The 18794-nt window shown below is 68.2% G+C and carries 17 protein-coding genes and 1 pseudogene; 8 read left to right on the plus strand and 10 right to left on the minus strand.

Features of this window, described 5'->3' with window-relative positions:
• Window positions 1-86 precede the first annotated feature (86 nt).
• Together V5F66_RS14350 and V5F66_RS14355 are read right to left on the minus strand one after the other, a co-directional pair.
• Window positions 87-434 carry an AzlD domain-containing protein gene (locus V5F66_RS14350; protein ID WP_394094090.1) on the minus strand — a complete coding sequence of 116 codons (348 nt, stop codon included), beginning with the start codon at window positions 432-434 and terminating at the stop codon, window positions 87-89.
• A complete protein-coding gene (locus tag V5F66_RS14355; protein ID WP_394094091.1) occupies window positions 431-1102 on the minus strand; it encodes an AzlC family ABC transporter permease in 672 nt (223 codons plus the stop codon). The genes V5F66_RS14350 and V5F66_RS14355 overlap by 4 nt, the downstream gene beginning before the upstream one ends.
• A gap of 312 nt (window positions 1103-1414) precedes the next feature.
• Between V5F66_RS14355 and pabB the strand changes: the two genes are divergently transcribed.
• Genes pabB through V5F66_RS14370 form a run of 3 tightly spaced genes read left to right on the plus strand, consistent with a single transcriptional unit; the run spans window position 1415 to window position 4156 of the window.
• Window positions 1415-2806 carry an aminodeoxychorismate synthase component I gene (pabB, locus tag V5F66_RS14360; protein WP_394094092.1) on the plus strand — a complete coding sequence of 464 codons (1392 nt, stop codon included), beginning with the start codon at window positions 1415-1417 and terminating at the stop codon, window positions 2804-2806.
• Entirely contained in the window at window positions 2803-3594 is a 792-nt protein-coding gene (locus V5F66_RS14365; protein ID WP_394094093.1) for an aminotransferase class IV, read from the plus strand. The genes pabB and V5F66_RS14365 overlap by 4 nt, the downstream gene beginning before the upstream one ends.
• A gap of 1 nt (window position 3595) precedes the next feature.
• Complete coding sequence (locus V5F66_RS14370; protein ID WP_012115555.1) at window positions 3596-4156, plus strand: GNAT family N-acetyltransferase; 561 nt, start codon at window positions 3596-3598, stop codon at window positions 4154-4156.
• Here V5F66_RS14370 and V5F66_RS14375 read toward each other — a convergent pair.
• From V5F66_RS14375 to crtY, 4 genes are read right to left on the minus strand one after another with little or no spacing between them, the layout of a single operon-like run.
• Complete coding sequence (locus V5F66_RS14375) at window positions 4122-5378, minus strand: glycosyltransferase (protein WP_394094094.1); 1257 nt, start codon at window positions 5376-5378, stop codon at window positions 4122-4124. The genes V5F66_RS14370 and V5F66_RS14375 overlap by 35 nt on opposite strands.
• Window positions 5375-6310, minus strand: coding sequence for a phytoene/squalene synthase family protein (locus V5F66_RS14380; RefSeq protein WP_394094095.1), 936 nt, complete (start codon window positions 6308-6310; stop codon window positions 5375-5377). The genes V5F66_RS14375 and V5F66_RS14380 overlap by 4 nt, the downstream gene beginning before the upstream one ends.
• The gene (locus V5F66_RS14385) at window positions 6307-7821 is read right to left on the minus strand and encodes a phytoene desaturase (protein ID WP_394094096.1); all 1515 of its coding nucleotides are present in this window, start codon (window positions 7819-7821) and stop codon (window positions 6307-6309) included. Before V5F66_RS14385 ends, V5F66_RS14380 begins: the two co-directional genes overlap by 4 nt.
• The gene (gene crtY / locus V5F66_RS14390) at window positions 7818-8975 is read right to left on the minus strand and encodes a lycopene beta-cyclase CrtY (protein ID WP_394094097.1); all 1158 of its coding nucleotides are present in this window, start codon (window positions 8973-8975) and stop codon (window positions 7818-7820) included. The genes V5F66_RS14385 and crtY overlap by 4 nt, the downstream gene beginning before the upstream one ends.
• A gap of 202 nt (window positions 8976-9177) precedes the next feature.
• Here crtY and V5F66_RS14395 point away from each other — a divergent pair, with 202 nt between their 5' ends.
• Window positions 9178-10347 (plus strand): CaiB/BaiF CoA transferase family protein, encoded by a 1170-nt coding sequence (locus tag V5F66_RS14395; protein ID WP_394094098.1) that lies wholly within the window; start codon window positions 9178-9180, stop codon window positions 10345-10347.
• Between the two features lie 26 nt (window positions 10348-10373).
• On the opposite strand, the gene V5F66_RS14400 is transcribed toward V5F66_RS14395, so the two are convergent.
• Window positions 10374-10745: an antibiotic biosynthesis monooxygenase family protein gene (locus V5F66_RS14400; protein WP_041575806.1), complete on the minus strand. Its 372-nt coding sequence runs from the start codon at window positions 10743-10745 to the stop codon at window positions 10374-10376.
• A 135-nt stretch (window positions 10746-10880) separates the two neighbouring features.
• Between V5F66_RS14400 and V5F66_RS14405 the strand changes: the two genes are divergently transcribed.
• The gene (locus tag V5F66_RS14405; RefSeq protein WP_394003468.1) at window positions 10881-11228 is read left to right on the plus strand and encodes an ArsC family reductase; all 348 of its coding nucleotides are present in this window, start codon (window positions 10881-10883) and stop codon (window positions 11226-11228) included.
• Between the two features lie 402 nt (window positions 11229-11630).
• The gene (locus tag V5F66_RS14410) at window positions 11631-12734 is read left to right on the plus strand and encodes a DUF2778 domain-containing protein (protein WP_049775989.1); all 1104 of its coding nucleotides are present in this window, start codon (window positions 11631-11633) and stop codon (window positions 12732-12734) included.
• Between the two features lie 92 nt (window positions 12735-12826).
• On the opposite strand, the gene V5F66_RS14415 is transcribed toward V5F66_RS14410, so the two are convergent.
• Window positions 12827-14020 carry a glycosyltransferase family 4 protein gene (locus V5F66_RS14415; protein WP_012115546.1) on the minus strand — a complete coding sequence of 398 codons (1194 nt, stop codon included), beginning with the start codon at window positions 14018-14020 and terminating at the stop codon, window positions 12827-12829.
• Window positions 14021-14038: 18 nt separating this feature from the next.
• Window positions 14039-14629 carry a serine O-acetyltransferase EpsC gene (epsC, locus tag V5F66_RS14420; RefSeq protein ID WP_198139121.1) on the minus strand — a complete coding sequence of 197 codons (591 nt, stop codon included), beginning with the start codon at window positions 14627-14629 and terminating at the stop codon, window positions 14039-14041.
• Window positions 14630-15056: 427 nt separating this feature from the next.
• Here epsC and V5F66_RS14425 point away from each other — a divergent pair, with 427 nt between their 5' ends.
• Together V5F66_RS14425 and V5F66_RS14430 are read left to right on the plus strand one after the other, a co-directional pair.
• The gene (locus tag V5F66_RS14425; RefSeq protein WP_012115544.1) at window positions 15057-16061 is read left to right on the plus strand and encodes an NAD-dependent epimerase; all 1005 of its coding nucleotides are present in this window, start codon (window positions 15057-15059) and stop codon (window positions 16059-16061) included.
• 147 nt (window positions 16062-16208) lie between these two features.
• Complete coding sequence (locus V5F66_RS14430) at window positions 16209-17582, plus strand: cellulase family glycosylhydrolase (protein WP_394094099.1); 1374 nt, start codon at window positions 16209-16211, stop codon at window positions 17580-17582.
• A gap of 78 nt (window positions 17583-17660) precedes the next feature.
• Here the strand turns inward: V5F66_RS14430 and V5F66_RS14435 are convergent.
• Window positions 17661-18794 (minus strand): annotated as a pseudogene (locus V5F66_RS14435) (hypothetical protein); the annotation flags it as partial.

The following is an 18794-nucleotide window of genomic DNA, read 5'->3' on the forward strand; positions in this document are numbered from 1 at the left end:
TTCCGGTCTTCATGACCTCCTTGGGCGCCTCTCGGGGCGCCCTTTCTTTTGGCAGAGGTCGGTTCTTTCCTGGTGCCTGCTGCACTTCAATGGGACAGCAGGATGCCGGCCACCAAGAGAAGTTCGCCCACCAGCACCCCGCCGAACACCGAACGGCGCAACGCGAGGAAGCCGGCCACGCCGCCCACCACCGCGCCCAGCCGCAGCAGCAGCGGCACGGCGGCGAGCGCTCCGGCCGGCGCGAACAGCAGCCGCGCCACCACGGCGGCCAGCAGCGCGGTGGCCACCGCCTTCACCCAGTGGAAGACCGGGCTGCCCTCCTCCAACCGCCGTCCCGCGAGAATCGCCAGCGAACGCCAGATCTCGGTGGGCAGGAAGCCCGCCAGCAGCACGATGAGCAGCGCCGCGCCCTCGGTCATGGGGGCGCCGGTCATGACTGCCCCCGCCGACGCTCCAGCAGCCGGCCCGCCACATAGGCGAACGTACCGCCGCCGATGCCGGCGATCATCAGGTCGAGACCGCCTTCCAGCCCAAGTGTCACCGGCATGAGGAAGAACCCCGCCGCCAGCGCCAGCCAGTCGGTGGGCCGGGCGGCGTTGCGCACCATCAGGATAGTGAAGGACAGCGGGGTCAGCAGCAGCAGGGCCGCCGCCAGCGGCGTCGGCACTTCGCCCGCCACCAGAAAGCCGGTCAGTGTGCCGAGCATGCTGATGGCGATCAGCACGTTGCCGAGCCCGAGGGTGAAGGGCAGCCGCGCCTCGCCCGGCAGATGGGGCAGCAGGCGCAGGCCCTCCAGCCATACGGTCATGGCCACGTAATGGGCGCTCACCAGCTCCCAGAACAGGTTGCGACGCGGCCCGCGGATATAGGGCGCCACCGACACCACCATGGGCAGCAGCCGGATGGAGGAAATGGCCACCGCCAGCGCCACCGCCGGCAGGGCAGTGCCCGCCGCGATGCCGCCGATCAGGATGAGCTGCGCCGGCAGCGCCCACACCAGCAGGGTGGAGACGAGCCCCGCCCCGATCGGGAAGCCCACGCTCTGGAGCACCGCGCCGAAGCCGAGATAGCTCGCGAACAGCACGATGGCAGGCACGGACATGCCCGCCCTCATCCCCTTCAGGAACCAGACGGCCGGCGCATGATGCGCGGGATGGAGGGCAGGCGGGGCGGACACGCGGGGCTCGTTCCGGGGACAGGTTCTGAAGGCCGGGCGCAGGCCCGCCGGCTGGTGATTAATGCCATAGCACATGCCTTGATCGTGGGAAGGCAGCTTCGCGCAGGCGAAACACGACGGCCATGCAGCGATGGGGTAGCTTCGCGTCAGGTGCCGCCCTCCGGACCATCGCGCGCATTGCCCCCGGGGGTCGGGGACGCCATCTTGTGCCCAGCGTTTCGAATCGGTCGCCCTGCCGTGCTTATCGTTGAAATTCCGTACCGCGACCCGTTCGCCGTCCTCCACGCCTTCGCCGATGCGCCCTATTGCGCCTTCCTCGACAGCGCCGCGGAGGGGGACGCGCGGGCACGCTGGTCCTATCTGGGGGCCGATCCGTTCCAGGTCATCACCAGCGCGGCCGATGGCGTGCGCGTGGACGGACGGCTCGTGCCCGGCACTCCGTTCGAGGTTCTGTCTGTGGCGCTGGCCGCCAATGCGGCGCCGGCCGAACCCTCCCCGGTGCCGTTTCGCGGCGGCGCCATGGGGTATCTCGGCTATGAGCTGGGCCGCCATCTGGAGCGCCTGCCCGCCCCCCGCCCGGCAGCCCCGGCCATTCCCGAGCTGGTTCTCGGCCTCTACGACACGGTGCTCGCCTTCGACCGGCTGGAGCGCCGCGCCTACATCGTTTCCACCGGCCGGCCGGAGCATGGCGCCGCCGCCAAGGCGCGCGCGCAGGTCCGGGCCGAGGCGATCCGCCGCCGGCTGGAGACGGCCCCCGCCATCGCGCCGGCGCCGGATTTTTCCCGCACCGGCCGCTTCGTGCCGGAGCAGCCGCGCGCCCAGGTGGAAGCCGCCATCGCGCGGGTGATCGAATACATCGGCGCCGGCGACATCTTCCAGGCCAACCTCACCCAGCAGATGCGCGCGGCGCGGCCCCAGGGGCTCAGCGATCTTGCCCTCTATGCTCGCCTGCGCGCGCTCTCCCCCTCCCCCTTCGCCGCCTTCCTGCGCGCCGGACCGGAGCTTGCCGTGCTCAGCGCCTCACCGGAGCGCTTCCTCTCCCTCGATCCCGACGGGCGGGTGGAGACGCGGCCCATCAAGGGCACCCGCCGCCGCAGCCCGGACCCGCAGGAGGATGCGCGGCTTGCCGCCGCCCTCCTCGCCTCGCCCAAGGACCGGGCGGAAAACCTGATGATAGTGGACCTGCTGCGCAACGACCTCTCGCGGGTCTGCAAGGTGGGCAGCGTGAAGGTACCGGCTTTGTGCGCGCTGGAGACCTTCGCCAGCGTGCATCACCTGGTCTCGGTAGTGGAAGGCCGGCTGAAAGACGGCCTCGGCCCGGTGGACCTGCTCACCGCCTGCTTTCCCGGCGGGTCCATCACGGGGGCGCCGAAGATCCGCGCCATGGAGATCATCCACGAGCTGGAACCGGTGCCGCGCGGGGTCTATTGCGGCTCGGTGTGCTGGATCGGCTTCGACGGGGCGATGGATTCCTCCATCGTCATCCGCACCATCACCCGGGCCGGGGAGACGCTGCTGGCCCAGGCGGGCGGCGGCATCGTGGCGGATTCCGATCCGGCGGACGAATATGAGGAGAGCCTGGTGAAGCTCTCGCCCATGCTGCGGGCCTTGTCGGGGGAGACATCGTGAAGCTCTGGCTCGGCACCGGCCTCGTCGCGCAGGACGATGCGCGCCTCTCCCCGTTCGACCGGGGCTTCACCCTCGGCGACGGCCTGTTCGAGACCCTGCGCGTGCGCGAAGGCGCCGTGCTGCGGCTGGACGCCCACCTCGCCCGCCTCGCCGCCGGCGCGGGGGTGCTTGGCCTGCCCTTGCCGACACTCGATCTTTCCGCCGCCCTCGCCGCCACGGCCGAGGCGAACGATCTGACGGAGGGCGTGCTGCGCCTCACCCTCAGCCGGGGCACCGGCCCACGGGGCGTGCTGCCGCCGGCCGAGCCCAATCTCACCCTCGTCATCACCGCCGCCCCCCTGCCCGCCCCGGCCCCGCCCGCGCGGCTCGTGATCGCGCAGGGCACCCGCCGCAATGATCGCTCGCCGCTGGCGCAGGTGAAATCGCTGAACTACCTCGACAACATCCTCGCCCGGCAGGAGGCCGCCCGGCGCGGCGCGGACGATGGCGTACTGCTCAATACACGCGAGGGCGTGGCGGAGACCTCCATCGCCAACCTGTTCGCGGTGATCGGCGGCGACCTCGTCACCCCGCCGCTGGCGGAAGGCGTGCTGCCCGGCATCATGCGGGCGGCGGTGCTGACTGAGGGCGCCGGCGAACGGCCGTTGACGGTGGAGGACCTGAGCCGGGCAGAGGAAATCTTCCTCACCTCGGCACTGGGCATCCGCTCCGTTAAGGCGCTGGAGGGGCGCGAGGTGGCTGGTCGCGCGATCGCCGAACGGCTGCGCGCCCGCATTCCGGGGGCCTGAGGTGGCGCCGGTCCTGCGCACCGAACGGCTGGTGCTGCGCCCGTGGCGCGAGCAAGACCGCGACGGCCTGTGGCGCATGCAGTCCAACCCCGCCACCATGGAATTCCTGATGCCGGTGCCCGACCGCGCCGCCAGCGACGCGGTGGCGGAGCGGGCCGAAGCGCACTTCACCCGCCACGGCTTCGGCCTGTGGGTGGTGGAGGCGCCCGGCGTGACAGACTTCGCCGGCTATGCCGGCCTCGTGCACGTGCCCTATGACGAGCACTTTACCCCGGCGGTGGAGATCGGCTGGCGCTTCGATCCCGCCTTCTGGGGCCACGGCTACGCCACCGAGGCGGCGCGCGCGGCCCTCGCCTTCGGCTTCGATACGCTGGGGCTCGCGGAGATCGTCGCCATCACCGTGCCGGCCAACCGCCGCTCACGAGCCGTGATGGAACGGCTCGGCATGGCGCGGGACGAAGAAGGGGATTTCGACCTGCCGATCATCCCCGTGGGTCATCCGCTGCGGCGGCAGGTGCTATACCGGCTCAGGCGGCCGTCCCCGCCACCGCCTGCTCGATGAGGTCGGCGGCGCGCTTCACCCCGCCGCCGTCCGCCATCTCGTCGGCGATGCGCCGTGCGGCAAGCCGATAATCCGGCACCGTGAGCACCGCCTTCAAGGCATTCGCGAGGCGCACGCGGCTCGCCCGGCCCGCCGGCACCACCTCGGCGACGCCCGCATAGGCGAGGCGGGCGGCGGTGGCCGGCTGCTCGAAAGCGATGGGCATGGCCACCAGCGGCACGCCCTCGGCCAGCGCGTCCAGCACAGTGTTCATGCCGCAGTGGAGCACGGCAGCGGCGCAGCGCTTCAGAACCTCCTGCTGCGGCACGAAAGAGCGCACCTCGGCGAGGCCCGAGAGCTGGGCCGCCTCCGCATCGGACAGCATGCCGCCATGGGCGATGAGGAGCCGCGCCCCCACGTCCCGCGCCGCGAACGCCACCTTGTGGAACAGGTCGATCCGCCCGCCCTGCAAGGTGCCGAGGGAGCAGAACAGCAGCGGCATGCCCTCCACGTGCGGCAAGGCCACATCCATGCGCGGCACGGCGGCGCCGTCGCGCCAGGGCGAGCCGTAGTGGAAGGTCGCGGGCAGTTCGGAGCGGGGAAAGTCCAGCCCCTTCGGCATCTGCGCCACGGTCAGGAGCGGCGAGAAGCCACCGTCCGCGAACGGATCGAGCCCGAACACCGCGCCGTGGCGTTCCAGCACCCGGCGCATGGGCCGCATCAAAAAGTCGGTGATGCGGTAGCCGCCCTTGTTCCAAACCAGCCCCTGCTCGCTGGCATCGTAGGGCCAGGGTACGAAGGGCGGCGGCACGCCGATCTCGCGGTTCAGCGGCAGCGCGGTGGCGGTGGAGACCACGGGCAGACCGAGGTGGCGCGCCACGAGCGTGCCCGCCGCCTCGGTCTGGTCGGCGATTACCGCGTCGGCGCCGATGGCCTTCAGCACGCCCGGCAGGTCGCGGCAGAGCATGTCGGTCTGCGCCGCGGTGACCTTCAGGGTGCCGAGCAGGCCGAACAGGCCGGTTGGCGCGGCAAGGCGTGCCACATAGGCGTCGAGCGCCCCGGCCGGGTAGTCCTTCTCGCCCACGGGCGCGAACTCGGCACCCTTGCCGGCGACGAGGCGGGCGGCATCGGCCATGTGCACGAAGGTGACGCGATGGCCGCGCGCGGTAAGCTCCCGGGCGAGCACCAGCAACGGATTGATATGGCCCGGCAGCGGCGGGGCGACGACGGCGAAGTGGGTCATGCGGGACGCGTCCAAAGATGCGCGGGACGGGGCGGCGGCGCGCCTCTGAACCGCGTGGCGAGGGCCTGCGCGAGGCCACCCGCGAGAAAGCCGGCCTTCTGGGCCGTGGAGGTGGAGACGCGGGTATCCCACGCCTTCGGCCCGCGCTTGCGGACCTCGACGCCGATGGCGCGATAGACGCCACGCGCCGCGCCCACCGCCGCCGCCGCGCGGAACGGCAGGGCGGCCATGCCGATGAGGGCCTGGTCGTAATAGGGCTCGGCCACGTCGAGCAGCCGCGCCACCACGCCGGCCACCGCCGCGCGGTGCTCCGGCGCGGCGATGTCCGCCTCCGGCACGCCGGCCTCGGCGAGGAAGGCCGCCGGCAGGTAGATGCGGCCGATGGCGGCATCCTCCATCACGTCGCGGGCGATGTTGGTGAGCTGGAAGCCGAGGCCGAGGTCGCTCGCCCGGTCCAGCACCACTTCATCCCGCGCGCCCATGATGAGAGCCATCATCACGCCCACCACGCCGGCCACGTGGTAGCAATAGGTGAGCGTGTCATCGAGGGTGTCGTAGCGCCGGCCTTCCACGTCCATGCGGAAGCCCTCCAGCAGTTGGAGGGGATAGCGCTCGGGAATGTCGTTGCGCTTCACCACCTCGGCGAAGGCGGCGAAGGCCGGATGGGCGGAGGGCGCGCCGCGATAGGCGTTGCGGGTCTCCTCATAGAGGCCATCGAGCCGCTCGGCGGGCGAGGCGGCGCTGGAGACACGCCCGTGCCCCAGTTCCTGCCCGTCCACCACGTCGTCGCAGTGGCGGCACCAGGCATAGAGCATCACCGCGTCTTCCCGCATGCGCGGGCCGAACAGGCGCGCGGCGGCGGCGAAGCTCTTGGAGCCCTTGTTTATGGCCTCCTCGCTGGCACCGAGGACGGTAGGCGCAGGCGTGCTCATCGCGGCGTCACGCCCAGATCCGCGAGGATGAGCCGCGCCGTGGCCTTGGCCGAGCCCACCACCCCCGGCACGCCCGCCCCCGGATGGGTGCCGGCCCCGGCGAAATAGAGGTTGGCAATCTTGGCATCGCGGTTGTGCGGCCGGAACCACGCTGACTGGGTGAGGAGCGGTTCTACCGAGAAGGCCGAGCCCTGATGGGCGGACAGTTCGTCGCGGAAGCCGAAGGGGGTGAGGATGCGCGAGGTGACGAGGCTGTCGCGCAGCCCCGGCAGCAGCCGCTGTTCCAGATGGGCGAGGATGCGGTCGCGATAGAGCGGGCCTTCCACCTCCCAGTCGATGTCCGCCTTGCCCAGATGCGGCACCGGCGAGAGCACGTAGAAGGCGGTGCAGCCTTCCGGCGCCAGCGATTTGTCTGTCACGGTGGGCGCGTGGAGATAGAGCGAGAAGTCGTCGGGAAGGTTCGGGCCCTTGAAGATCTCGTCCACGAGGCCCCGATAGCGCGGACCGAACAGCACCGTGTGGTGCTGGAGATGGTCCCAGGTGCGCCGCGCCCCGAAATAGGTGACGAACAGCGACATGGAATGGCGCGTCTTGGCCAGCCGCGCGCCTTCCGAGCGGCCGCGCGCCGCCCCGCGCAGAAGGTGGCGATAGGTGTGCACCACGTCCGCATTGGAGGCGACGAGGTCGAACGGCAGGGTCTCGCCGCTCCTGAGCTTCACGGCGGTGGCGCGCTGGCCCTCCACCACGATCTCGTCCACCGGGCTGGAGAGGCGGATCTCGCCGCCGAGGTCGGTGAACAGCTTGACCATGCCGCGCACCAGGGCGCCGGTTCCCCCGCGGGGGAAGAACACGCCCCACTTGCGCTCCAGCGCATGGATGAGGGCATAGATGGACGAGGTGGAGAAGGGATTGCCCCCCACCAGCAGGGAATGGAACGAGAAGGCCTGCCGCAGGTGATCGTCGCGGATGAAGCGCGAAACCATGGCATAGACCGAGCGCCAGGCTTCCAGCTTCACCAGCTTGGGCGCGGCCTTCATCATGCTGGAGAATTCGAGGAACGGCACCGCGCCGAGCTTGAGATAACCCTCCTCGAAGACAGCCTGCGAATAAGCAAGGAAACGGCGATAGCCCTCCACGTCCGCCTTATCGAAGGTGGCGATCTGGGCGTCGAGCGAGGCCTGATCGTTCACATAGTCGAACTGCCGGCCGTCCGGCCACAGCAGCCGGTAGAACGGCGAGACCGGCATCAGCTCCACATAGTCGGACAGCTTGCGGCCGGCGGCGGCGAACACCTCTTCCAGGCAGGTGGGATCGGTGATGACGGTGGGGCCGCCATCGAAGGTGAAGCCGTCCTGCTCATAGACGTAGGCGCGTCCACCGGGCTTGTCCCGCTGCTCGAACACGGTGGTGCGGATGCCCGCCGCCTGCAGGCGGATGGCGAGGGAGAGCCCGCCGAAGCCGGACCCGATGACGGCGGCGCGGCGGATGGTCTTGGTGGCATCGAGCATCATGGGGAACCGGGTGCGGCTTTCGTCTCAACAAGGCAGGAGAGCGCCCTGAACACCGATACGGGTGGGCGGCCCGAAAGGATGCGCGCCTTGTCGGCAAGGGTGAGGCGATCGGCGTAGAAACGGGCGATCAGGTCTTCCGACAGCCCGTAGAAGCGCTGGAGAATGGCATAGCGCCGCTCCGGATCGGCAGCGCGGAACAGCATGCGGTTGAGCAGGCGGAAGAAGCCGCGCCCGTTCCACGCCGCCGCCGCATGGCTGCGCACTGCCGCCGAAAGCGCGGGGCCGGAAAGGTCGGCAAGCGCGCTCACCGAGTCGGCCAGGGCCATGGCGTCGGGCAGGCTGTAGCCGGTGGTGGGGTGGAACAGGCCTGCCCGCAGTCCGGCGGGCGCGACGCCCGAAGGCGTCTCGGCAAGAAAGGCGTCGATGTCGCCGCCCAACGCTATCGGCAAGATGCCGTCCTCCTCCCGCACCACATAATCCACGGCCCAGCCCTGCGCTGCGGCATAGGCGGAAATGCGGCCGCGCAAGGCATGGGCGGGAAGGTCCGGGCCGTCGGCATAATAAGTGTCTTCCACCAGCAGCGTGTCGTCGTCCAGCGGCAGCACATAGACGAAGCGGTAACCGCCCAGCTGCTCCACCCGCGCATCCATGATGATGGGGCGGGTGAGGCCATGGGGCCGCGACAGACGCAGTTCCTGCCCCAGGAAGGTCTGGTAGCCGAGGTCGAGATGGCGCGAGGCGAGTGGGCCGCGCCCGTCCACCACGGCGCGGGCGTCGATGCGCTCGCCGCCCTCCAGCACCACGTGGTCGGGCGCCACATGGGCGACGCGGGCATTGGTGCGGATGGCGGCGCACAGGCGCTCATTCATCACCTCGGCCATGCGCTCGGAGGAAATGGTGGCGTAGCCGCCTTTGAGCGTGCGCGAGAAAGCGGGAAAATGCACCCCGTGTCCGGCCCAGAGATAGCTCTGGAAGGGAGCGAGGAAGGCGCGCTGCGCGGCAGTGAGATCGCTGTCGTGGCAGGACCAGCTGTGATTGCCGCCCACGCTCTCGCCGGCTTCCAGCAGCAGCATGTGAAGGCCGGGACGCTGGGCCGCGAGGCGCGCCGCCATAAGGCAATTGGCAAGTCCGGCGCCGACGAAGACGATGTCCATGCCCTAAGCGCTGCTCCTGCCGTTGCCCCCGCAAGGGCAATAGCCGCCGGGCTGTCGCCTGTCACCCCCGCCCCGGATTCCAGCTCGGCCCCCAATCTGCCATAACCGCTGCCCGGACGGACCCCCGCATACTGAGTCCGCCGAAGGCTGCTGCGGGGCCCGAGAGAACGCTCCCCGCAGGTCCGGGAAAAAGGGAAACGCCATGCCTGATACGCCGCCCTCCCCTACCCCCGCCCCGCGCGGTCCGCTCGCAGGCGTGCGCGTCATCGACCTGTCCCGGCTCGCGCCGGGCCCCTATTGCACCATGCTGCTGGCGGACCTCGGCGCCGAGGTGATCGTGGTGGGCGGCGGGCGCGCCGGGGTCGCCATCGCGGAATTCTCCCGCGGCAAGCGCCACGTGGCCCTCAACCTCAAGGCCCCGGAAGGCCGCGCCGCGCTCCACGCGCTGGTGAAAACGGCGGACGTGCTGGTGGAGGGCTTCCGCCCCGGCGTGGCCGAGCGCATCGGCGCGGGATATGCGGAGCTGTCGGCGCTCAATCCCCGCCTCGTCTATTGCGCCCTCACCGGTTTCGGCCAGGATGGCCCGCGGGCCAGGGAGGCCGGCCACGACATCACCTATCTCGCCTTGTCCGGCGTGCTCGGCGGCCTCGGCCCCAATGGAGCGCCGCCGGAGGCGCCGCTGAACCTGGTGGCGGATTTCGCCGGCGGCAGCCTGATCGCCGCCATCGGCATCCTCGCGGCGGTGATCGAGGCCAGGGCCTCGGGGCGCGGCCAGTTCATCGATGCCGCCATGATGGACGGCGCCCTCTCCCTCATGGCCATGCACCTACCCCTGTGGAAGACGCCCCACTGGCCGGAGCGCGGCGACGGGCTGCTGGGCGGCGGGGCGCCGTTCTACCGCACCTATGCCTGCGCCGACGGCGGCTTCATGGCCGTGGGGGCGCTGGAGCGCGGCTTCTTCGAGAGCCTGTGGCGCACCCTCGATCTGGGCGAGGCTCCGGACCACATGCGTCGCGACCTGTGGCCGGGGATCGAGCGCCAGCTGGCGGAGACCTTCGCCAGCGCGCCGCGCGACCATTGGACCGCCCTGTTCGCAGGCACGGACGCCTGCGTCGCCCCGGTGCTCGCGCCCGACGAGGTCTGGAGCGATCCCCATGTCGCCGCGCGCCACCCCGGATGCGGCCCCCATCGCGTGCCCGCCGTGCCGCGCCTCTCCCGCACCCCGGCCGAGGCGCGCCCGCTGGATCTCTCCGACCGCACCGCCGAGGTGCTGCGCGAGATCGGCCTCAGCGACGAGGTGGCCCGTGCCGCCGCGGCGCCCGACGAGGGCGAAGGCCGCTCCGGCCTCGCCTGGCCACCAGAACTGCGGTAGGGCGCTCACCCGTCCGCCACCGTCCCTCAGAAGGCCGAGTCGGGCTCCATCCGGGGACGGAACGCGGCGCGGCTGTCCTCGGGCGCCTCATCGCGGGCATCGAGGCCATAGTCGCGCAGCACGGCGGCCACGCGCAGGCGGTAATCCCGGAAGATGCCGGCGCGCCCGGCCGCCTGCGTCTTGCGATGGATGGGCAGGTTGCGCCAGGCCTTCACCGCCTCCTCGTCCCGCCAGATCGACAGGGAAAGCATCTTGCCAGGCTCGGTGATGCTCTCGAAGCGCTCCACGGAGATGAAGCCGTCCATCTGCTCCAGCTCCATGCGCAACCGGGCCGCCAGGTCGAGATAGGTTTCCCTCTGGCCCTCGGCCGGCCAGACCTCGAAAATGATGGCGATCAACCTCCCCTCCCTCGGCTTTTGCCGCTGTTGCCGCGACTTTACATCGCCCGCAAGCTTCGCACCGGATTTGACGCATACGATACCGTCGCGCGTCCGGCTCAGGTAAAGTCCGCGCTTTCAATACGGGGCATTGCGATGGCGACGACGATCTATGGAATCAAGGCCTGCGAGACCATGAAGAAGGCTCGGGGCTGGCTTGAGTCGCACGGCGTCGACCACGCCTTCCACGACTACAAGACCGCCGGCATCGAGCGGAAGACGCTGGAAGGCTGGGTGAAGAAGGTGGGTTGGGAAAAGCTCCTCAACCGCGCCGGCACCACCTTTCGCAAGCTGCCCGACGCCGACAAGGAGGGCATCGACGAGGCCAAGGCCATCGGCCTGATGCTGGAGAAGCCATCCATGATCAAGCGTCCGGTGCTGGAGACGGGACGCGACCTTCTAGTGGGCTTCAAGCCCGAGGAGTACGCCGCGAAATTCGGCTGAGCCCCGCACCGGACGAGCACCGGCACCCCCGGCCATGCACGCCGGTGAGGGCTCAATCTCGGGTCCGTGATGGCGCACCGCAACATTACGCAGCGGAATACAATGCCCTCGCCAAGCTGGCCCTCGATTGCTAAAGTCCGGCCCCGATGGCCTTGTTCTCGCCTTCGTGATCTGGTGTTACGGGGGTCGTAAAGGGAAAAGTTACCGAGTTTAGGCAGGTTTGGGGGGCTGGCGCACGGTTCGGGCACATCCGGCCGGGCATTCAACAAGCCGGCGATTCGGGCGGAGCATTCCGCACCGGGCGAGGTTTGTGCGATGCAAGCGCGTTCGTCGCACCACCGTGGGACCCTGCCGATGAGGAACGAGCGCCGGAAACGTCCGGCAACGCTGATAGCAGGGACCATGAGGCATAAGAGCTGGACATCGGACGAGGATGCCACCTTCGACCCGCTGGGTCCGGAGGGCCGTCCGCGCAGCGGATCAAGGCACGCGACCCTTGTCGGCATCGGCACCGGGATTTTCGCCGGTCTGCTGGTGGCGGCCGGGGCCGTCTGGGTGACCCAGGGCTCGTTCGCATTCGGCGTTTCCGAGCCGCGCGTGGTGGAACGCCCGGTACGCGAGCTCTCGCTTGCCGCCGCCGGAGCCACCGTCACCGAAGTATCCCTGATCGTCTCTTCCGGCGCCCTTGAGCTTGAGCCGGACCGCATCTACCTGACCAGCCTGTCCATTGAAGGCGCGCCCTTCGCCACGGCAAACGTCGCGCAGCAGGCTTCCGCCTCAGCGCCCGTGAACATGGGCACCCCGCTCGCCCGCAACGTCCCGCTGCCCCTGGCGAACCCGCTGCCCAACCGCATCCCGCAGATGGCGGCCGGCGACGGCATCCGCGCCCTCCAGCAGCTCGACCAGGGCGGCGCACCGTTGCCCCAGCGCAACCCGCTGGTGCGCGAGCAGCGCCTCGCCTACGCCTCCCTGCCCGATCCGTCGGCGCCACTCGTGGACACGCCTGCCGCTCCGAGCGCGCCCGCCGCCACCGATACACCGCCCGCCTCCGATGACGAGGTGGCGCTGCCGACGCCCGGCTCGGGCTATGCGATCTACGACATCAAGGGCAAGGTTGTTTACATGCCCAACGGCGACAAGCTGGAAGCCCATTCGGGCTACGGCGAGCTGCTGGATGATCCGCGCCACGTGGCCAAGCGGATGGTTGGCGCCACCCCGCCCAACACCTATTCGCTGACCATGCGCGAATCCCTGTTCCATGGGGTCGAGGCGGTGCGCCTCAATCCGGTGGGCACCGGCAAGATGTATGGCCGCGCCGGCATCCTCGCCCACACCTACATGCTCGGCCCGCGCGGGGATTCCAACGGCTGCATTTCCTTCAAGGACTACGAGAAATTCCTCACCGCCTTCAAGCGCGGCGAAGTGAAGAAGATCGTGGTGGTCGCCCAGCTCGCGAACGCGCCGAAGGAAGAGAACTTCCTCATGTCGTTCCTGAAGCCGCGCTGAGCATCGACGCCGTCTGCGGCCAGACGATGCCGCAAGAACATGCGGCAGGTGCGCGAGCAGAAGCCCGCCTGACCTGATGCCGTCTGATCTGATCAGGCGGGAAGCCGCGCCAGATCGCGATAGATCTGCGAATAGCTGGCGACCATGTCGCCAAGGTTCCGGGAGCGATGCGCTTCAAGGCGCCGGTGGGCGTCCAGCACCAAGGCGGGCGTGTCCACGAGTCGGCCGATGGTGCTGGCGAGGCTCTCGGCATCAGGCTGCACGGTCCATCCTGTGAGGCCGTCCGCGAACATTTCCGGCAAACCGCCGAAGGCCGTCGCGAGCACCGGACGGCCGGCGGCCAGCGCGTCCAGCAGGACGAGGGCGCCCGGCTCTTCCCAGATCGAGGGCACTGCGGCCACGTCCACCTGGGCGTAGAAATCCTTCGGCGCCACGAAGCCGACGAAATCCAGCTCGGTCTGCGGCGCCAGCGCGGCGAGCGCCGCTCGCTCCTCCTGGGAGACATTGCCGGCGAGCACGAGCTTTACCGTCCCCGGCGGCAGGCGCCCCGCCGCCTCGACCAGCAGGCGCACGCCCTTTTCCGGCGAGAAGCGCCCCAGGTATCCCACCCGCAACGGCCGCCCCGGCAGGTCCATGGGCACGAATGTGATGTCCGGATTGGGCACGTTGCGGATGACGTGGCGGGCGGCATCCGCGAACAGCCCCGCGTCAAGGTGGATGTCGAGCGTCCGTTGGCTCACGCCCACCACCGCATTCACGAGCCCGGCGCGCTGCCGGCGGCGAACGGTGAGGGCGGCACAGCTGCCGCAAGTCACCGCGCAAGGGGCCTCGCCCTTGAAGCGCGAGCAGCGCGGACAAACGAGATAGTAATCGTGCAGGGTGTGGACCACGGGCACGCCCCGGTCCCGCGCCAGGTGCCAGATGTGGGCGTTCAGGCCGTTGAGGGTGTGGGAGTGCACGACCTGCGGTCGAAAGCCGTCGAGAATGCCGGCGATCTCGCCCGGTGCGACGAACCAGTCGTCGATGACGTGCCAGGCGAGATGGGCCAGCGTGTTATGCCGCGGCCCGAACGGGGTGAAGAGGTTGCGGATCGGCACGAATTCCACGCGCACGCCGTTGGCCTCTTCGGTCTGGCGGATCCCGTCCAGCGAAAGGCGCACCACCGTGACCTCGTCGCCCTGGGCCACGAGACGTTCGGCGATCTGCCGCACGAGCACCTCCGCGCCACCGAAGATCTTCGGCTGGAGCGGCGTCGGATAGAGCGCGTTGAACAGGGCGATGCGCATGGTCGAGCCGCCCCGCGGTCAGAGGGCGGAGGCGACGAGAGGGTCGGCGCCAGCCACAACCTCGGGCACGGCGGCCGGAATGATCCGCGCCGGAATGCCGATGGCCAGGGCTCCGGCCGGAACGTCCTTCAGCACGACGGAATTGGCGCCGACGACAGCCCCCTCGCCGATGGTGATGGGGCCGAGCAGCACAGCGCCCGCGGAGATCTGGACATCGTCCTCGATCACCGGATCGCGCGGGTCGACCGAACTCTTGCGACCGATGGTCACGTTCTGCAGCAGGCGCAGGTTCCGGCCGATGGTGGCCGCGCCAACGACGATGCCATAGGGGTGGGGCACGTAGAGGCCGCCCCCGACCTTGGCCGCGAGCGCGATCTCCGAGCTGAAGATCAGGCAGGTCGCCCACCAGATGATCCGACGCAGCAAACGCCCGATGAGCGGGATGCGGACGACGATCTCCTGCAGCCGGTTCGCGAACACGAACTGAAACCCAGGCGTCAGCAGGAACATGCGGAAGACAAAGGCAGTAGACACGCCCCTGCGCTCGGAAGACGCATAGTGGCGAAGATCAGCTTTGATTTTCTGCAGGGGCGTTTCCGAAACGGTCATACCCTTCCTTTCCTGCGAAAGATGCGCGCGGGACATGCAGGCGAACGGACCCAAGGGGGAGCTGGCGAGCGTGTTCGAGAGTGGCCTCTGCGATAGCATGAAACGGATCGCAGTGCAGCATGACTTCGAGGCGGCGCTGCGCTCTTGCGCAGCGCACCATCGGCTGGAAGCGCTCGGCGCATGGCGCATCTTCAGCAGAAAAATGGTTCGATATCGTCCTGGCGGCATCCCGTATCCGCTTGACGCCCCCTCACGTTGGGGCCGGTTCAACCGGCAGTTCCGGACCCGCTTCCACGCGGTTGCAACGGTCCCGTCGTCCCATCGTTCTCCGTGGTAGACATGGCTGTGTGCAGTGCGGTAAGCGTGAAGCCGAGGCGGGCCATCGGGGGCTGAATGAAGCCAATCCGCCCCGCAGTGAGGGAATCGGATGCGGTATCTTATTACTGGCACTGCAGGCTTCATCGGATTTCACTTGGCGAAGCGGCTGCTCGACGAGGGCCATTTTGTCGTCGGTTACGATGGCATGACCAAGTATTACGACGTTGCATTGAAAGAAAAGCGGCACGCCATACTCGCCCGCTCCAACGGCTTCAAGGCGGTGATTGCGGCGCTTGAGGACAAGGATGCGCTGGAGAAGGCGGCCGAGCTTGCCGAGCCGGACGTGATCGTGCATCTCGCGGCCCAGGCCGGGGTCCGCTACAGCCTGGAGAATCCCCGCTCCTATATCGATTCCAACCTGGTGGGATCGTTCAACGTCATCGATCTGGCGTCGCGCTTCAAGCCCAAGCACCTGCTGCTCGCATCTACCTCGTCCGTCTACGGCTCGAACGAAAAGGTCCCGTTCGCCGAGAGCGACAAGGCCGACGAGCCGATGACCATCTATGCGGCCACCAAGAAATCCATGGAGGTGATGGCGCACAGCTATTCCCACCTCCACAAGATCCCCACCACGGCTTTCCGCTTCTTCACGGTCTACGGGCCGTGGGGCCGGCCGGACATGGCGCTGTTCAAGTTCGTGGACGCGATCCGCAACGACCGGCCCATCGAAATCTACGGCGAAGGCAAGATGAGCCGGGATTTCACCTATATCGACGACCTCATTGAAGGCATCGTGCGGCTGATCGGCGTCCCGCCGGACGAAGCCAACCGGGTCACCGCCGAAGGCGTCATCGATACGCTGTCGCACCACGCGCCCTTCCGCATCGTCAATATCGGCGGCGGCCAGCCGGTGGCGCTGATGCGCTTTGTCGAGACCATCGAGGAGAGCATGGGCAAGCCGGCAGTGCGCAAGATGCTGCCCATGCAGCAGGGCGACGTGCCGCGCACATTCGCCGCCCCCGACTTGCTGGTGGCCCTGACGGGCTTCAAGCCGCAGATTGAAATCGAGGTGGGCGTGCGCCGGTTCGCGGAGTGGTACCAGGAACATTATTGATCCCGGAGCGCTCCCGTATTTGCCAGAGACGGCCCTACCGCCGCCTCCGCCGCGCCAACGCCGGCCTCTGGTTGCCTTGCTGTGCCCATCCCCCGACCGGCCGCCGGGGGTGGGCACAACGGGGCGCAGCCTAGCGGGGAGATACGGATGATGGGCAAAAGCTTGCGTTCGGGCGTTCAGATCGCGCTTCTGGCCGCCGGCCTCACCGTGGCCGGCCTCACCGCTCCTGCCGCCGGCGCCGATATCAAGACGCTGAAATTTGCCAATGGCCCGCTCTCACAGCGCCCCGATCCCTTCATCACCGGGATCTGTGTCCATTTCGGCATCGGCGGCGAATACAATTACATTCCCACGAAGACCGCCGAACTGGTGGACGAGATCGGGTTCGATTCGTTTCGCGATGACCTGGCCTGGCCGGTGTTCGACGCGCCCGGCACGCCGCCCGGAGTCCTGAGGCCGACGCGGCTTTTCGACTTCATGAAGCTCACCAAGGCCAAGCCGCTCCTGATCCTCTCCCACTCCAATCCGGCGGTGGACGGCGGCGTGAAGCCCATGAACGAGGCCGGCCGCACCGCATACGCCGATTTCGCGGTGCGCGCCGCCGCGGCGACCCGGTCTTCCAATCCCATGTTCGAGATCTGGAACGAATGGAACCTGACCGGCGGCCAGCGCCCGCCGTGGCTGGTGGGAGCCGGCGTGGATTCAGATCCGCGTGCCGCGGCGCATTATTCAGCGCTCGCCCGCACCACCATTGCAGCGCTGCGCACCACTGAGCCCACAACCACCCTCCTGTCGGGCGCGGTCGGTTCGGACCCCGGCTGGCAATGGACCCAGGCCATCGTACGCGATGGCGCGATCAAGAATGCGTCCGGCCTCTCCGTTCATCTTTACAATCACTGCGAGCCGGACGTGCGCACGCGCAATGCCACCGACATTATCGACCGGCTCGGCGACCTTCAGAGCCGACTTCGGGCGCAGACCGGCGCCGACGTTCCGATCTATCTCACCGAGTTCGGTTGGCCCACAGCGCGCCGCCCCTGCGTGATCACGCAGACAGCGGCTGCCGACAACATCGCGCAGGTGCTGTTGTGGTCTGCCGCCACACCCTGGATGAAGGGAGCCTGGATTTACCAGCTCAAGGACCAGGGCCGCTCCCTCGACGAGCTCGAGGAAAATTTTGGCCTCTATGACTACAACTACAATCCGAAGCCTGCGGCCTGTGCGGTCCGGGAAGCCATCAAGCTGATCAAGGCTTCGACCACCTTTCGGCTGGAACGGCCATTCCGGGATGTCTTCATCCTGCAGGCCACCACGCCTCAGGGCATACGCCTTGTCGGCTGGACCACCCGGGCAGAAGCCAAGGGCACCCTGCGGCTCCCGAACCGCGAGCCGACGCGGACCAAAGCCCTCTGCAATGCCGGGCCCGCTCCGGCATCCAACACCATCGCGCTCGGCCCTGAACCGGTCATCGTCGACCTCGACGCCGCGAACGTGACAATCGAGGTCAGTCAAGCACCGTGACGGGCCGGACGTCCCGCGCCGCGGGCGGCGCGGGACCATTTGGGGACCCCTCCTGATCGGCGGAGCCGCAAACGAGCATCACACGAAGCTGAATGCGTCGAGATGCACGTTGGCGACTGTGGTCGCCTTCAGCACGATCGTATCGTTCGCATCGATGGTTATGGTGACATCGCTGCCGGTCTGGGTGATCACCAGGTCGCTGGTACTGTGGGCCAGCTTGCTGTCGATGACGATGTGCCCGCCGCTGGTGTCGAAATTCAGCACCGTATCGTTGCCACCATCATAATGCAGGGTACCTCCGGTGGTATTGCGGAAATAGAAGGTGTCGTTCTGCACCCCACCATCAAGCACCTGATTGTTCCCGTAGGAATAGATCGTATGGGTTCCATCAATGTGCTCGTAATCGCGGATCAGGAGGTTCAACGCCGTGTCGTAGGTATCGTGGCGAATATCTTTGGTTCCATCCTGCAGATAGTTGTCGACCACCCTGGAGCCGTTCGCCTGGATAAGCGAATGGTTCAGGATTGCACCGGTGCTGGTATAGTTCGAAACATCCTTCGAACCGTCCGTATGGCGGATCTCGACATAATCAAACGTGCCGTCGGCATGGTAGCGGTCGATCTCCAGAATGCTCCCGCTGCTCGTCGTCTTCTGGTGCTGGCTCGTGTAGGTCTGGCCGGTGATGTTGTAATTATAATAGTCGATCGTACCGTCCGAGTGCTGCTCGACCGTCTTCATCAGCACGCCGTTGGTGTAGGTCTTGGTCACCGTACCGCTTGTATCCTGGGCCACCGACTGGGTGAGATTGCCCGAGGACGGATCATAGGTCAGCGTGGTGCGCGAGCCGTCCACTGTAACGATGGTGTCCGTGGTCTTCTGGCCAGCGCTGTTGTAGTTGATCGTGTCCTTGGTGCCGTTGGCGGCCACCGTCTGTACATAGTCCCGGGTGCCGTCCGAGTGGAAGCGCTCGGTGAGCACGGTGACGCCCGCTGAGTTCACCGTCAGATGCTGCGAGGTGTAGGTCTGGCCGGTGATGTTGTAATAGTAATAATCGACAGAAGCGTCGGTATTCGCCACAACCGTCCGCGTCAACACGCCGGCGGTATAGGTCTTGGTGGTGACCACCCCGCTTGCTGCCTGCAACACCGACTGGGTGAGATTGCCCGAGGACGGATCATAGGTCAGCGTCGTGCGCGTGCCGTCGGTCGCAAT

Source organism: Xanthobacter versatilis (assembly GCF_043193975.1).
GTDB lineage: Bacteria > Pseudomonadota > Alphaproteobacteria > Rhizobiales > Xanthobacteraceae > Xanthobacter > Xanthobacter autotrophicus_E.